Below are 13,829 nucleotides of genomic sequence, written 5' to 3'. Positions count from 1 at the left end.
TGAGAACCATTGCCCATGCCGATCGAGTCTGTACAACAGTCCATTCATATTCGTCGCAAGAAAAATGCAGTGGTGTTTCAGAATATCGCTCGGCTTTGGGAAGTGGGTCAACAGGCCAAAACACATCAGCAACTGCTCGACGGACTGCATCCCTGGAATGGCCCGATTACGCTCAAGTTTGAAAATAACCTGCCGCTTGCGCTTGCCGGAATTGGGCTTTTTCTGATTGGCAGCATTTTTATTGCGCCGGGAAATATCTGGATTCAGGGCAGTGTTTTTCTCGGCTGTCTCTGCATCTTCTGGGCCTATATTTGCTATGAACAGCAGCAACCCTTAGAGGAAGTCATTGCTTTTCTGGAAGAACAGGCACTGGCCAAGAAATATCAGCTTGCCTTTCAACAACAGCCACAGCATATTTCCATGCCACTCAATCCCCTGCACTTTATCCGGCATTTAAAACAATTATTTCCAGTATTCCAGCAAGGTTCGTTGAGTAATGAGATTCAGCGTTATGCCAGCACGGTCTGGGAAGACGAAAACGGCCAGCAACATCAGGTGCTGCTATTTCAATACCACTATATTGATGAAGTACAGACCCGAAACAAGGAGGGCCAACCGGTCAAACTGATGCAGGTCCATAAAGACCTGTGGGGCGTGTTTGTGTTTGATATCCAGATTCAGGGACTGGCGGTCACCACCTCCAGAAAGAAATTTTATTATCCTTATAGCCATCCCTGGCACAGCAGCGATATTCGCACCAACCAGAGATTAAGCTTTTATGGCAGCGATCCGATGCAGACTGCCAAATTACTCAGTCCGGGTTTTGTGCTACGACTGGCCGATTTTTTTGAACAGCGTCAGGGTGATTTACTGTTTCACCCAGAAAATAAAATACTGTGTTATCTGGGGCCACATGATTTATTTCAGGTGTCGAGCAAGCAGAATAACATTAATGACATTCCCGCATTGCGTGGCCATCTGAGAACGTTTAAATTAAAACAGCTCGAAAACTTACAACATGATCTGCTGCAGTTTTTAAAATAAATTTTTCGCATCATTTTTAAAATATAGATATAGCTTGGGGAGATCTCGGATGGGATTTTTGATTTTATGTTTGGTCATTGTGGCACTGATTGTCGCGATTATCATGATCCGCAACAGTATTGTCCGTCATCATAACGCCACGATTCGCGCCTGGTCGGATGTCGCCAGTTATGAACGGCAAAAACTGAAAATTCTGGATGGGCTGCAACCGCTGGTCGAGCAATACTCGAGTTTTGAAAAAGGCACGCTAGAAAAAGTCACCGAACTGCGTCAGAACATCATGAACCTGAATATCAAGGATGCCGATATTGGACAGTTGCAACGCATTGAAAGTCTGAATAAACAGTTGATGCATAGCTTGAATGTGGTGATTGAAAATTATCCGGAACTGAAAGCTAATGACATCTATCTGAAAATGATGGCTGAAATTGAAGAACAGAATGAAAATGTCGGTGCTGCGATTACCATTTATAATCGCAATGTCGAGCTGTTTAATAACCAGATCCAGATTTTTCCGCACAACATCATTAACAATATGTTGCTCAGAAAAAAAGTGGTACGTCCCTTCCGTGATCAAAGCGTGACCCAGAATTTTGATTACCGTCCGAACTTTCACTGAGTGAACAGCAATATCTGATAAAATTTTGCATCCTTGGCGCATTAACTTATTATAAAAACAGCCAAGGATGCGGCTGTACCTGTCTAAAACTTATAAAATAAAGAATAAAAATTATGCTGGATTATTTAGAGCAGTTGCAACAGACGCTGGTCGAGGAATTTTATCGGTTATACGACCATTATCAGGATGATCAAATCTATGCCTGTAGTCTGGTCTTTGACGAATTTTTACTGCTGGATGATCTGGCCATTTCGACTGAACGCAGTATTTTTAAAGATCCAGAAGATCCTCAGCAATATCTGGCTGAACAGGATCGCTGGAATGTCCGGAAATGGCGTTATCGGGCCCACGCTTTGCCCGATTCTGGACTCATCCCCTTTAAAACCTTGCTGGCCGATTATTTTAAAACCCAGCACAGCTTTGGCCATCCGGTCTTGGCACAGCAGAAACAGCTGCACGCGACGCATCTGGATTTATTGCTGGATAGTTTTAAACAGGCCAAACATCGTCTTTCTGAGGCCTATGGTCTGGATCTGGATGGCATCCTGTTTTTCATGAGCCTGCCAACCCAAGTCGAATTTGAATGCCAATCTGCACAGACACTTAATCCTGAGCATATTCATTTACAGGAATTTCTGGCATCCAGACAAACTACTCATTTACCTGCCATGCAGAAACGCTTGAAACTCTCGCAAAACGACAAAGATATTCTGATTGATCTGGAGCAGATGCTGGTGATGGAGCCTTATGACTATCTACAAGTGGCGCAAGATGCCTATTTGCTGACTTTGGAATCCTATTTTGTCGATAGCAATATTTATATCCAGAAACTGATCCAGCATATCGCCGCAATGGCCTCTGAGCCGGATGGCAGCTGCGCCCTGAGCCGGGAAGATATTCAGCAGCGCTTGCAGCAGTTTTCTACACATCCGCCAATTTCCCCGGATGTTCCCTAGCTTCAGCGATAAATAAAATTACAGAGCGAATGCTCTACAATGCTGGCGTTTAGCGTAAGAATCAAGGAAAATAGCGCCCTTTAGCTATAACAATCAGCGAACTGTTTTTTCGCCTTGATGTGGAACTCCTATGAAGTTTGAAAAATTAGGTCAGTCGGGCCGTGCCCGTCGTGGTCGTTTAACGCTTGAACATGGTGTGGTGGAAACCCCGATGTTCATGCCTGTGGGTACTTATGGTACGGTCAAGGGTCTGTTGCCACGCGACATTGAAGAGATCAAATCTCAAGTCATTCTGGGCAATACTTTCCATTTGTATTTACGTCCAGGATTGGATGTGATTCGTGAACATGGCGGCCTGCACGGCTTTATGAAATGGAATAGTCCCATTTTGACCGATTCAGGCGGCTTCCAGGTCTTCAGTCTGGGCGCAATGCGTAAAATTAAAGAAGAAGGTGTCACCTTCCGCTCGCCGATTGATGGTTCAAAAGTATTTTTATCTCCTGAAATTTCAATGGATATTCAGCACACGCTGAACTCTGACATTGTGATGATTTTTGATGAATGTACGCCCTACCCTGCGACGCATGAAGAAGCACAAAAATCGTTGCAGCTGTCTTTACGCTGGGCCAAACGCTGTAAAACCCAGCATCATGACGTGCTGAAAAACCGTAATGCGCTGTTCGGTATTATTCAAGGCGGCATGTATGAAGATTTACGTGATGAATCTTTAAAAGGCCTGCTAGAAATCGACTTTGATGGTTATGCGATTGGCGGCCTGTCCGTTGGTGAGCCAAAAGAGGAAATGATCAAGGTACTGGATTATCTTCCAGAAAAAATGCCTGCAGATAAACCGCGTTATTTGATGGGTGTCGGCAAGCCTGAAGATATTGTGGAAGCGGTGCGTCGTGGTGTCGATATGTTTGACTGCGTGATGCCAACCCGAAATGCACGTAACGGTCACTATTTTGTGACAGACGGCTTGGTGCGGATCCGTAATAGTAAATATCGTCATGACCAAAGCCCACTCGATCCGCATTGCGACTGCTATACCTGCCAGAATTTCACCCGTGCCTATTTATTCCATCTTGAGAAATGTGGGGAAATGCTCGGCTCAATGCTCGGTACGATTCATAATCTGCGCTATTACCTGCGTTTGACTGAAGCGATGCGTGATGCATTAGACAACGGTACATTTGACGAATTTGTTCATGACTTTTATGCCCGCCGTGGCCTGGAAGTGCCACCTTGTCCGCAAGATTAATCCATCAGCATTTGCGCTGAGGAAAAAGACAATGTAAATTGCAAGAATATGTCAATTTATTATCGAGTTGATCACCAGTTTTTTATTTTAGGAAAATGTAATGAGCCTTTTTATTTCGACTGCTCACGCTGCAGGTGAAGCTGCACAACAACCAAGCATGATGGCTAACCTTTTGATGATTGCTGTTTTTATTGCAATCTTCTATTTCTTGATCTGGCGTCCTCAATCTAAACGTGCCAAAGAACACCGTGCTTTGGTCGACAGCCTTGGCGTTGGCAGTGAAGTGGTATTTGCAGGCGGATTAATGGGCAAAATCACCAAGATTGAAGGTGATTTCGCAGTGGTTGAATTGAGCCGTGGTGTAGAAGTCAAAGTTCAACGTGCAAGTGTGATCTCAGTCCTCCCTGAAGGCACTTTAAATAACCTTTAATCAAAAATAGTCGTGCCCTCGCACGACTTTTTCATTTTAAGAAGAAAACGAATGCGTTACCCAGCATGGAAATATGTACTGATCCTGGTTGTCCTGGTGATCAGTACCTTATATGCCCTGCCAAGTTTGTATCCAGATGAACCTGCTGTACAGATTTCGGGTGCCAAAGCCGGTACTCAAATTGATGCAAGCATCGTACAAAAAGCAGAGCAAATTTTAAAAACTGAAAATATTGCCACCCATGACAATAGCTTTGGCAACAATGCAGCCTTATTACGTGTAGATTCAAGTGAATCACAGCTTAAAGCCAAAGAGGCTTTACGTCGTGGTTTAGGTGATGATTACGTGGTTGCACTGAACCTTGCCCCGACCACCCCAGAATGGCTGCAAAAAATTGGTGCCAAACCAATGAAGCTCGGCCTGGATTTACGTGGTGGTGTTCACTTCTTGCTTGAAGTGGATATGGACAAGGCCATTTCCCAGCGTATGGAAACCTCTGCGACGGATCTACGTCGTCAGTTGCGTGATAACAACCTGAAATTTAATAGCCTGAATTTAAGCAACAACACCATTGTGATGCAGTTTGCCAACAATGATGACCGTTCTGCAACGATGGACTTCTTGCGCCGTAATGGCAATGAGTTTACCCAGCAGGCTGTTGCGACCGAGACCGGTTCGACTTTACGTTTGAACTATACTGATGTGCGTAAGCAAGAAATTGAATCTTATGCAGTCAACCAGAACTTGACCACTTTACGTAATCGTATTAACGAGTTAGGTGTGGCAGAAGCACTGGTTCAAACCCAAGGCAGCAACCGGATTGTGGTTGAATTGCCAGGGGTACAGGATACCGCTGAAGCGAAACGTGTCCTGGGTCGTACTGCGAACCTCGAGTTCCGTTTAGTGTCTGACCTGAATGATCAATACATCGATCCATATACCGGTCAGGCAACGGGTGCATTGCCACCAGGCACAGAAGTATTCGCTTATGAATCACTGGACAGCGGTCGTCAGCTTCTGCTTAACCGTAACCGTATCTTAACTGGTGAACGGGTACAAAATGCATCTTCTGGCTTTAGTCAGGACACCGGCGGCGCCGAAGTAAACATTACTTTGGACAGCGCAGGCGGCAAACTGATGGCTGATGCAACCCGTAATGCGGTCGGTAAACGTATGGCCGTTTTGTTCATCGAGAACAAACAGCGCATTAATTATGTGGAAGACCCTGCGACCGGCACTCAAACTGAAGTTCGTACCCCGTATACTGAATCTGTAGTGATTAACGCTGCAACCATTCAGGCAGTATTGGGTTCTCAGTTCCGTATTACCGGTCTGGACTCGCCACAAGAAGCTGCTGAACTTGCCTTGATGCTGCGTGCAGGTGCGTTGGCTGCGCCAATGTATTTTGTTGAAGAACGTGTGATTGGTCCAAGTCTGGGTCAAGAAAACATCGATAAAGGTGTACTTTCAACTCAGATCGGTTTCCTTCTGGTTGCCATCTGGATGGTGGTATTCTTCCGTGTGTTTGGTGTGATTGCTAACTTTGCGCTGGTCTTTAACCTGGCGATGATTCTGACAGTCATGTCCTGGATTGGTGCTTCCCTGACCCTTCCTGGTATTGCCGGTATCGTCATTACCATCGGTATGGCGGTCGATGCCAACGTACTGATTTGTGAACGAATACGGGAAGAAATAAAATGGGGGGCGTCGCCAAAACAGGCGATCGTGGCCGGTTATGACCGTGCCTATAACACCATTTTCGACTCGAACTTGACCACCTTCCTGGTGGCGTTCATTCTGTTCGCGATTGGTACAGGTCCGATCAAAGGCTTTGCCGTTACCCTGATGATTGGTATTGTCTGCTCGATGTTTACTGCAATTACAGTAACGCGTGCCGTGGTACAGCTCATTTATGGCAAAAAACGTAACTTGAAAAAGTTGAGCATTTAAGGAGATCACTGATGACTGAAAATACTCAACTGAATCAAAAACAGTACGGTCGCCCGGAAGACGAACGCATTATTCCGTTTATGAAGATTGCGATGCCTGCGGCATTGTTTTCAATCCTCTTAACCGTTGCGAGTATCTTCTTTATTGCTACTAAAGGCCTGAACCTCGGTTTGGACTTTACCGGTGGTGTGGCAGCCGAGCTGAACTATACCAATCCGGTCAAACCTGAAGATGTCTCCAAGGCATTGAACCAGGCAGGCTTTAATGATGCTGTGGTTCAGACTTTAGGTTCTGAACGTGATCTGATGGTGCGTATGCCGGTTCAGGAAGATATCGAAGCTGAAGACTTGACCAAGGCTGTTACAGCAGCGGTTCAACTGCCAAATAATGCGGCAGAAGTACCCAAGGTCGATGTCGTCGGTGGACAGGTCGGTAACGAGCTCTATGTCCGTTCTGGTGGTGCTGTGGCATTGGCACTCCTGCTGATGCTGGTCTATGTCACTATCCGCTTTGAGTTCAAGCTGGCCATGGGTGCCGTGTTGTCACTATTCCATGACATTATCGTCACCCTCGGGATTTTTGCGATGATGCAGTGGCCATTTGACCTCACTGTACTTGCGGCACTCCTTGCAATCATCGGTTTCTCACTGAACGATAATATCGTGGTCTCTGACCGTATCCGTGAGAACTTCCGTAAGATTCGTGGTGCAGAACCGGTCGAGATTATCAACATTGCCCTGACTGAAACCTTGCGTCGTACCATTCATACTTCCATGACTTTATTACTGGTTGTGGTTGCGATGATGGTTATGGGCGGTGATGGCCTGAAATGGTTCTCGATCGCGATGTTTGTCGGTGTTTTTGTTGGTACCTATTCTTCAATTTATATCGGTACAGCCTTTGCCTTGTGGCGTGGTCTGAACCGTCAGGACTTTATTGTTCAGGTGAAGCCAGAATTTGAAGATGAGAACCAGATTCCATAATCTGTTCTGTTTCATGTTCATCGTTCAGCCCGTCTTATGATGGGCTGAATTATTTCTGCCGTTTGAATATATGGCAGTGGGAATAATCGCAATGACTGGATGGATTTTCTCAATATCGGTTTTTTGGAAAATCACCTGTCGATGTTCATCTAGGCTTTGGAATTCATAATGATCTTGAGCTTCGCTCACCAACTGCAAAATGAGCTGCAGGCCATTAACCAGATACACACAGAGTATGCCTGCAGTGGATAACTCGGCCTGTTTGTCACAGATCAGCCACCAGCCCGGTTTTAAGCTGGGAAAATAATACGGCCCTGCTACCTGAATTGCATAATGCTGTGCTTGCAGATGAAAAATATCCTGATTGAATGAAAATGCAGAATCTATAGGAATAAGTGCAAATGCCTGCTGTTGCACCACCTGCATCTGAAATAATACGCCTTGCTCTGGAATTGGAGCTAATTCAACTTTTGGCTCAGCCGACTGATCTAAAATAAGAGTATCCAGACCCAGTTGTTGTTCCAGTTCCCTTGCTGCCTTCTCCCCGATCTGGCGTTTGCTATTCAGCAATTGCGCAATATATGAAGCAGATAAGCCAAAATGTTCACAGATCTCTTTGCCGGTTTTAAATTGCTGCGTCTCGATCAGCAGATCAATCACCTTGGCCAGATTATTCCGTCTACGTTCAAATATTTCGGTCGCACTCATCTTGGGTTTCTGGTCTATTTTTTATGCATGTGATTCAAATACCTTACAATAAAAAAGCCCGCAATTAAATTACAGGCTTTTTAAACTTACATAAGGGGAATTAAGTACCCTGCACCAGACGGCGTGCACTGATAATTCCCGGTTGCTGCTCAAGACGGGCCAGCAGTTTGGAAAGTTGTGCCAGACCTTTGACTTCAATCAGCAGCTTCATATTGGCAATACCGTCTGCTTCCGAAATGGTATTCACCTGACGGATATTGATCTGATCCGAGAAAATTACCTGGGTCAGATCTTTGAGCAACCCACGTCGATCATAAGCTTCCACTACAATCTGTACGCTCTGACCGCGAGTCGGCTGCATTTCCCAATCAGCTTCTACAGCACGTTCAGGCTCTTGAGTGATCATGCGAACATAGTCCGGACAAGCGACCTTATGAATGCTCACTCCACGATTCAGAGTGATATAGCCAGCGATCGACTCACCATGCACCGGTTGGCAACACTGCGCGACATGCAGCTCTACGTTATCCAGACCGTCGATCAGAATCCCGTGCGCTGACAGTGTATGACTGGCACGCGGATTCAAGGCAGGTTTTAGCACCAGTTCAGGTTCATCCTGATCCAGATGCATGTGACGGTTCACCTGATTAATCAGGGCATGCAGGCTGATATCGCCATTGACCAGATTGACCAGAATGTCATCACCGGTTTTGACATTGAAGTGGTTGCAATAATCACTCAGATCAATCGATTTCGGGTGAATTGCCAGACGTGACAATTCTTTGTTCAGTACTTCACGGCCGACTTCCAGGTTCTTGCTACGATCCTGCTGACGGAACCAGTGACGCAACTTATCTCTTGCCCGGGCTGTCTTGATATAACCCAGTGAATTAACCAGCCAGTCCCGATTCGGTTCCCGGTCTTTTTTGGTCAGAATTTCAACCTGTTCACCGGTTTTCAGGGTGTAGGTCAGCGGCACATAGCGCTGATTTACCCGGGCGGCATAGCACTTGTTACCGACTTCGGTATGCACATGATAAGCAAAGTCGAGCACGGTCGAATCACGTGGTAGCTCTTTGATATCGCCATCACGACTAAACACATAGATCTTTTCGAAGCCTTCAAAATCTTGAATATGCTCAAAATTCTCTATTTCATCTTCAGATTCTTTATGTGCACTGCTTTCATTACGTTCTTGATAATGCTCAAGTACCGCACGTAAGGAATGCAGACGATGGTTAAAGGAGCGATCTGTGGTTTTCGCGCCTTCTTTATAATTAAAGTGTGAACACACCCCAAGTTCAGCTTCGTCATGCATTGCATGAGTACGAATCTGCACTTCAAGTGACTTATTCTCGGCAATCACCGCAGTATGTAAAGAACGATAACCATTGGCTTTCGGATTGGTAATATAGTCATCAAACTGATGCGGAATGTGGCGCCAGATCTGATGCACAATACCTAAAGTGTGGTAACACTCCGGTACACTTTTCACCAGTACCCGTAGCGCACGAATATCATAGAGCTGGTCAAAGCTCAGGTTCTTGCTTTTCATTTTTCGATAAATCGAATAAATGTGTTTCACCCGGCCATTAATTTCAGCTTCGATGCCATGCTCAGCCAATTCATTGCGTAATTTATCAATCACAAACTGAATATACTGTTCACGCTCCAGACGCTTTTCATTCAGTAAGGAAGCAATTTCTTTATAACGTTCCGGCGCAAGATAACGGAAAGCCAGATCTTCCAGCTCCCACTTCAACTGAGCAATGCCCAAGCGGTGTGCCAGTGGCGAGTAAATGGTCAGAATTTCTCGGGCCACCCGTTCCTGACGCTCACGCGAGGAATTGGCCAGTTCACGCAAGGCATAGGTACGTTCGGCCAGCTTGACCAGAACGACACGTACATCTTCGGTGACCGAGATCAGCATTTTGTAAATGCCAGACAGATGTTCACGCTGGTTATTATTGAAATGATCTTCCAGGCGTTTATTTTTTTCGATCAGCTCAGACAGCTTACCCATGGCAAGCGTACCTTTGACCAGGCTATGCACCTGTTCGCCGAACTGTTCCAATACTTCACTGAGTGGCATGACGCCTTCACGAACAGCACGATACAGCATGGCTGCGGACAAAGTATCTTCATCGACATGCAGATGCGCCAGAATATCCGCCATCTCAATACCAGTATAAAAGGTATTGGAGCGGTGCTGAACCGTACTTTGCAGCTCTCTTTCTAATGTTAAGTGGGCGACTTCTTCGAGCTGCGTTAAAGGTGCGCCATCTAATATGCCACGAACCCGATCCAACCACTCAGTCAGATCCTGGTGTGCTTGTTCGGCATGTTCTACAGTCGTCTCCTGTGACAACTCATTGAGTCGTCCAGGGAGTTGCTCACGTACTGTGACCATACCCGTCTCCTACTTTTAAAAACATCATTTCTTTAATCGTTTATTTGATTTTCTTTTTCGAACAATGCGATTGATTCAACATGTCCAGTATGTGTAAACATATCCATCACGCCCGCTTGGGTGAGACGATAGCCCTGTTGTACCAAGAGTCCTGCATCTCTGGCGAGTGTCGCAGGATTACATGACACATAAACGATTCTTTTTGCTCCAAACTGAGGGATATAATGCATCACTTCTTCTGCCCCGGCACGTGGCGGGTCGATTAATAATGCATCAAAACCTTGATTTGCCCAAGTGTGGTGCGAGAAATCTTTGGTTAAATCTTGTGAATAGAACGCTATTTGTGCAATACCATTGTTTTTGGCATTTTCCGCACCACGTCGAACCATTTCATCACTTCCCTCGACCGCAATCACCTGACCCGACGCACCAACACAGCGCGCCAGCGGCAAAGAAAAGTTTCCTAATCCACAAAACAGATCCAGAACCCGTTCACCCTGTTGTAGCTGAAGCAAATCACATGCCAATCGTACCATTTGCGGATTGATGCTTGAATTTACCTGGGTAAAGTCCAGAGGATTAAAGCCGAATTTCACATCAAAGTCATCAAGACCATAGTGTAAGCGTGCAGATGCTTCTGGAGCATCTATTCGCGAGAGCGTTTCTTTGCCGGCAAGCTGCAGATACAGTTGCCAGCCTTTCTGTAACGTAAATTCGCGCAATTGGTTGACATCATCGGCAGATAATTTTGCAGTTTCACGCACCAGCAGTGCAATGTCCTGATCGCCCATGGCCAATTCTATATGACCGATGTCGGCCTTACCATTGAGACCTTGCAGCAATTGTTTAAGACGTGTAACCGAGCCAAACTCATGATCCAAGATCATACAGCGATCAATCGGCGTGAGTTTGTTGGACTGATTTTCACGAAAGCCCACCACCAGCTGATCCTTGGAAGGCAGATAACGCACACCAATCCGGGCTTTACGGCGATAATCTTCACGTTGTGAACGTAAAGGTGGTAGCCATTGATCCGGCTGGATTCCAGCAAAATGCTGAAGATGTGACTTTAAGACATTCTGTTTCAAATCAATCTGGGCATCTGGCACGATATGCTGCATATTGCAGCCGCCACAAGACCCAAAATGCGGGCAGATGGGTTCCACGCGAATTTCAGAAGCATCGCTCAACAATTCAAGACTGTCGGCTTCTTCGAGTTTCTTAACTTCGCGGGTAATGCGGGCACGCACGGTTTCACCCGGCAAGGCATAACGGATAAAGACTTTCTTGCCATGTTTATGCTGCGGATGATCCGGATGTGAACCATAATGAGCGATGCCACGTCCCTCATGCGATAGTGACTCAACCTGAAAAATATACTCGGGTTGCTGGGTAGGACGTGCTTGTGCTCGATGTTTCATGAAAACCTAGGGTGTGGAGATGGGAAAATCAAATTGGGTAAATTCAGTTCGTTGCGAAGTCTCACGCCAAACTGATAAAAAGTCCGCATGCTGCGGTTGAGTATGCAAATATTGAATCGTGCTTTGCAGCAGATGCTGATAATCTGGCAGTAACAGTTGGCCTTTTAACAGCAACCAGCGGATATACACCAGCCAGGTATTCAGGACATCACCTTCACAATAAGACGTCAATTCGGTCCATTGCTGATTGCGGACATATTCCGGAACCCGATAAGCTCCGTCACCGCGCTTGCCTGGATAGCCCAACAAATGTGCAACATCGTCCAGCTTCTGGAAATGACGAGCATGAAACATGGCCATCACATCCATCAGGTCGACATGACGATGATGGTAACGATTCTGGTAGTTATTATAACGCTTTTGCGTATCAATTTCGCCCTGATCGAACAGACTCGGTGCAGAGAGCCCATGATACATGGCGCGGTATAAAATTACTGGTAAATCAAACTGTGAGCCATTCCAACTCACTAGAGTCGGATGTCGCTTGTCAAAAATGGACAAGAATTTTTTCAAAATTTCTGCTTCAGAATGCTGTTCCTGGCTAAACGAAAACAGCTTCATGCCCTGCTCATCCATCCATAAACCGGAAATACAGACGATTTCATGCAGTGGTAAACGCTGAAAATCCGAGCCTGAATCCTGACGGCGTAATTTGGTCAGGGCCTGATCCAGATCTGCCTCGGGCAGGTCCAGACCAAACAGATGCGCGCCTGATTTGAGATCGGTTTGGGTTTCAATATCGAAAGTTAAAACAGGCAGGCGCATAAAACAGTGCTCAAATAATTATTCAGAATCTTGTACAGAGAATAACCCTGTAGACAAGTAACGGTCACCACGGTCACAGATAATACACACAATCACTGCATCCGGATGTTCTTCCGCCAGTTTAATCGACGCCCACACTGCCCCACCAGAAGAGGTTCCGGCACTGATGCCTTCTTTCTGTGCCAGCTTGCGCATGATTTTTTCAGCTTCGATTTGTGGAATATCAATAATGCGATCCACGCGACTGCGGTCGAAAATGGTTGGCAGATATTCTTCTGGCCAGCGACGGATTCCGGCAATGCTTGAACCATCAGATGGCTGTAAACCAACGATCTGAATATCAGGATTCATTTCTTTCAGATATTTTGACACCCCCATGATGGTGCCGGTGGTCCCCATTGAGCTGACAAAATGGGTAATCTTGCCACCGGTTTGCTGCCAGATTTCTGGACCCGTGGTCAGGTAATGCGCTTCAACATTGTCCGGATTTCCAAACTGATTCAGCACCAGCCCCACGCCATCATTCTGCATTTGAGCAGCAAGATCACGTGCACCTTCCATGCCCTGCTCTTTGGTCACTTCAATCAGCTCGGCACCATAAGCACGCATCGCATCCTTACGTTCCTGACTCATATTGTTCGGCATGATCAGCTTCATTTTATAGCCACGCATTGCTGCGACCATCGCCAATGCAATCCCCGTATTTCCGCTCGTTGCCTCAATCAGGGTGTCACCCGGTTTGATCTGCCCACGCTTCTCGGCCTGCATGATCATATTATAGGCCGGACGGTCTTTGACCGAACCTGCTGGGTTATTGCCTTCGAGTTTCGCGAGTACTGTAGCTTGAGTGTGACTTGCCAGACGCTGTAAACGCACCAGCGGCGTTTTGCCTACATAATGGTCTAACAAAAATTCATCTGCTTGAAAATCAGGGATGGTATTACTCATTATTTGCACCTATATCGAGGTGCGGCTATTGTATGAAAAAATGCTTTTCCCTGCACCCATTTAGCAAGGCTTTTTCAGAAAACTCACTAAAACTCACACACTATCAAGCCATAAACTACATTTCCCGATAATTTAGCCAGGTGAAGCAGCTCGCTAATGAAGATGAAAATACTATTTCAGTCTGGCACTTTTACAGATTGAAATTTCGTGCGTCTTAGTCTTGCTGTACCTGAGCAAAATTAACTGAAATCTCTTGTATTTTTAACTGCTAATC

The 13,829-nt window shown here is 45.9% G+C and carries 12 protein-coding genes; 7 read left to right on the top strand and 5 right to left on the bottom strand.

Going from position 1 to position 13,829, the window contains the following annotated elements:
• The first annotated feature begins 15 nt into the window (after nt 1-15).
• The 7 genes from BFN00_RS10945 (at nt 16) to secF (ending at nt 7,243) form a co-directional block, all read left to right on the top strand.
• Nucleotides 16-1,044: a hypothetical protein gene (locus BFN00_RS10945; RefSeq protein WP_071851645.1), complete on the top strand. Its 1,029-nt coding sequence runs from the start codon at nt 16-18 to the stop codon at nt 1,042-1,044.
• 49 nt (nt 1,045-1,093) lie between these two features.
• Complete coding sequence (locus BFN00_RS10940; protein WP_071851643.1) at nt 1,094-1,663, top strand: LemA family protein; 570 nt, start codon at nt 1,094-1,096, stop codon at nt 1,661-1,663.
• 113 nt (nt 1,664-1,776) lie between these two features.
• Nucleotides 1,777-2,619 (top strand): DUF4303 domain-containing protein, encoded by an 843-nt coding sequence (locus tag BFN00_RS10935; protein ID WP_071851641.1) that lies wholly within the window; start codon nt 1,777-1,779, stop codon nt 2,617-2,619.
• Nucleotides 2,620-2,749: 130 nt separating this feature from the next.
• Nucleotides 2,750-3,880 (top strand): tRNA guanosine(34) transglycosylase Tgt, encoded by a 1,131-nt coding sequence (gene tgt, locus BFN00_RS10930; protein WP_071851639.1) that lies wholly within the window; start codon nt 2,750-2,752, stop codon nt 3,878-3,880.
• Between the two features lie 100 nt (nt 3,881-3,980).
• Entirely contained in the window at nt 3,981-4,310 is a 330-nt protein-coding gene (yajC, locus tag BFN00_RS10925; RefSeq protein WP_004645158.1) for a preprotein translocase subunit YajC, read from the top strand.
• Between the two features lie 51 nt (nt 4,311-4,361).
• Nucleotides 4,362-6,260 (top strand): protein translocase subunit SecD, encoded by a 1,899-nt coding sequence (gene secD / locus BFN00_RS10920; protein ID WP_071851634.1) that lies wholly within the window; start codon nt 4,362-4,364, stop codon nt 6,258-6,260.
• An 8-nt stretch (nt 6,261-6,268) separates the two neighbouring features.
• The gene (secF, locus tag BFN00_RS10915; RefSeq protein ID WP_171260795.1) at nt 6,269-7,243 is read left to right on the top strand and encodes a protein translocase subunit SecF; all 975 of its coding nucleotides are present in this window, start codon (nt 6,269-6,271) and stop codon (nt 7,241-7,243) included.
• Between the two features lie 24 nt (nt 7,244-7,267).
• On the opposite strand, the gene BFN00_RS10910 is transcribed toward secF, so the two are convergent.
• The 5 genes from BFN00_RS10910 to cysM form a co-directional block, all read right to left on the bottom strand.
• On the bottom strand, nt 7,268-7,951 hold the full coding sequence (locus BFN00_RS10910; protein ID WP_004281653.1) for a S24 family peptidase: 684 nt from the start codon (nt 7,949-7,951) through the stop codon (nt 7,268-7,270).
• 100 nt (nt 7,952-8,051) lie between these two features.
• A complete protein-coding gene (locus BFN00_RS10905; protein WP_044110572.1) occupies nt 8,052-10,361 on the bottom strand; it encodes a RelA/SpoT family protein in 2,310 nt (769 codons plus the stop codon).
• A 32-nt stretch (nt 10,362-10,393) separates the two neighbouring features.
• Nucleotides 10,394-11,782 carry a 23S rRNA (uracil(1939)-C(5))-methyltransferase RlmD gene (gene rlmD, locus BFN00_RS10900; protein ID WP_071851630.1) on the bottom strand — a complete coding sequence of 463 codons (1,389 nt, stop codon included), beginning with the start codon at nt 11,780-11,782 and terminating at the stop codon, nt 10,394-10,396.
• Between the two features lie 6 nt (nt 11,783-11,788).
• Nucleotides 11,789-12,607, bottom strand: coding sequence for a 3'-5' exonuclease (locus tag BFN00_RS10895; protein ID WP_071851627.1), 819 nt, complete (start codon nt 12,605-12,607; stop codon nt 11,789-11,791).
• An 18-nt stretch (nt 12,608-12,625) separates the two neighbouring features.
• Complete coding sequence (cysM, locus tag BFN00_RS10890) at nt 12,626-13,555, bottom strand: cysteine synthase CysM (protein WP_071851625.1); 930 nt, start codon at nt 13,553-13,555, stop codon at nt 12,626-12,628.
• Nucleotides 13,556-13,829 lie beyond the last annotated feature (274 nt).

The sequence above is a fragment of the Acinetobacter sp. AR2-3 genome (assembly GCF_001878775.1).
GTDB lineage: Bacteria > Pseudomonadota > Gammaproteobacteria > Pseudomonadales > Moraxellaceae > Acinetobacter > Acinetobacter lwoffii_D.
This window is presented reverse-complemented; position numbering and strand designations above follow the sequence as displayed.

Coding starts and splice junctions, on each gene's coding strand:
- BFN00_RS10945 (WP_071851645.1), top strand. CDS start 16: ATGCCGATCGAGTCTGTACAACAGTCCATTCATATTCGTCGCAAGAAA.
- BFN00_RS10940 (WP_071851643.1), top strand. CDS start 1,094: ATGGGATTTTTGATTTTATGTTTGGTCATTGTGGCACTGATTGTCGCG.
- BFN00_RS10935 (WP_071851641.1), top strand. CDS start 1,777: ATGCTGGATTATTTAGAGCAGTTGCAACAGACGCTGGTCGAGGAATTT.
- tgt (WP_071851639.1), top strand. CDS start 2,750: ATGAAGTTTGAAAAATTAGGTCAGTCGGGCCGTGCCCGTCGTGGTCGT.
- yajC (WP_004645158.1), top strand. CDS start 3,981: ATGAGCCTTTTTATTTCGACTGCTCACGCTGCAGGTGAAGCTGCACAA.
- secD (WP_071851634.1), top strand. CDS start 4,362: ATGCGTTACCCAGCATGGAAATATGTACTGATCCTGGTTGTCCTGGTG.
- BFN00_RS10910 (WP_004281653.1), bottom strand. CDS start 7,951: ATGAGTGCGACCGAAATATTTGAACGTAGACGGAATAATCTGGCCAAG.
- BFN00_RS10905 (WP_044110572.1), bottom strand. CDS start 10,361: ATGGTCACAGTACGTGAGCAACTCCCTGGACGACTCAATGAGTTGTCA.
- rlmD (WP_071851630.1), bottom strand. CDS start 11,782: ATGAAACATCGAGCACAAGCACGTCCTACCCAGCAACCCGAGTATATT.
- BFN00_RS10895 (WP_071851627.1), bottom strand. CDS start 12,607: ATGCGCCTGCCTGTTTTAACTTTCGATATTGAAACCCAAACCGATCTC.
- cysM (WP_071851625.1), bottom strand. CDS start 13,555: ATGAGTAATACCATCCCTGATTTTCAAGCAGATGAATTTTTGTTAGAC.